The organism is Shigella sp. FC1661 (assembly GCF_001712525.1).
Classification (GTDB): domain Bacteria; phylum Pseudomonadota; class Gammaproteobacteria; order Enterobacterales; family Enterobacteriaceae; genus Escherichia; species Escherichia coli.
Genome location: NZ_MDGW01000349.1, coordinates 1 through 1,237, shown reverse-complemented (window position 1 = coordinate 1,237; position 1,237 = coordinate 1). Strand labels below are relative to the sequence as shown.

Genomic DNA, 1,237 nt, shown 5'->3' with positions numbered 1-1,237 from the left:
AGGCAGATGGTGAAGCAGCTCACCGTTGCCGCAGTAAATGGTGGCATGGTTCGGTACCGAAGCACCAAAGCAGCACAGCAGAATATCGCCCGGCTGTGCAGAGGACAGGGGCACCCGGTAAAAGCCGGTGACCGCCATATTGTCCAGGTACAGGTTCTGGCCGTTGCGCCACCAGTCATCCTCGCGATGAAAATCCGGCATATCAATTCCCGCCAGATGGTATGCATCCCGGAACAGCGTGTAACAGTCCGTCACCCCGTGCTCAAAGCGCCGTCCTGTCAGATGTGGCACACAGCGGAATTTATGAATTTCCCCCCGGCAGACCAGCCACCAGGGCAGTGCGCTTTTTATCTGCAGCCGCCGGTCAGCCTCGCTCAGCCAGGGCAGCTCACCGGGATGACTGTGGACCAGTGCCACAATCTCCCCCTGCATCTCTGCCCGCAGCCAGTCTTCCGGTGCGATACGAAAATACGCCTCCGGCTCTGCAGAAATATTCACACAAGGGATATACCGCTCCCCCTCCGGCGTGCTTATCACGAAGCCGCACGACTCCGCAGGCGCACACCGCCGGGCATGCGCCAGAATCGCTGATTCAGTCTGTGTCATAAACCGGGATTTACTGCGAAAGTTTATTAATGGAAAGGAAACCGCCAAAATTGCCGACATTCCTGCGCAGTTCACACCCGCGCATGCACTTGCTGCATCTGTCCTTACGGATATCCGTGGTGGGTTTATCGAACTCATCCGCCACAGCCCCGCCCGTGTAACCACACTCATCAGAGCGGTAGGTCCACATACAGGTGTTCGCCAGCATGATACGACCGGGAAACAGCGCCCCGTCCGTCTCGGTCGGTGTAGCCAGCACAAACGAGGCCGTCATGGCTGTCAGCTGCGACATCTGCTCCACCACCCAGCGGTCACTCAGCTCCTGCTCCGGGTCCGCCTCCGGATTGCCCGCAACGAAATTCACCGCATCCAGAAAACGGGCATACACCCGGCGGCGGACCACCGTGGCCCCCACCAGACTCTGCAGGTCTTCCGCCATCCCGGTGACCAGACCGAACAGATTGGACACCGTCAGCGACGGTCTGGCACTGCTGCCCCGGCCGTTCATCTCAAAGCCGCTGCCGTCAATCGGGTATGCCTCATACTTACGCCCCTGCCAGGTGACCGGCTCCCCTTTTTCATTCAGCTCATTACAGAAAAAATACCGCTCACCACCCTGCACCGTCAGGTC

Annotated in this window: 2 protein-coding genes; both read right to left on the bottom strand. The window is 59.1% G+C overall.

Annotation, left to right across the window (positions count from 1 at the left end; translation table 11 throughout):
• Window positions 1-606 (bottom strand): C40 family peptidase (locus tag BFF42_RS17730; RefSeq protein WP_039059158.1); only part of this gene is annotated, 606 nt, incomplete at its 3' end.
• 10 nt (window positions 607-616) lie between these two features.
• The coding region (locus BFF42_RS17725) for a phage minor tail protein L (RefSeq protein WP_073883256.1) at window positions 617-1,237 on the bottom strand (621 nt) is incomplete at its 5' end.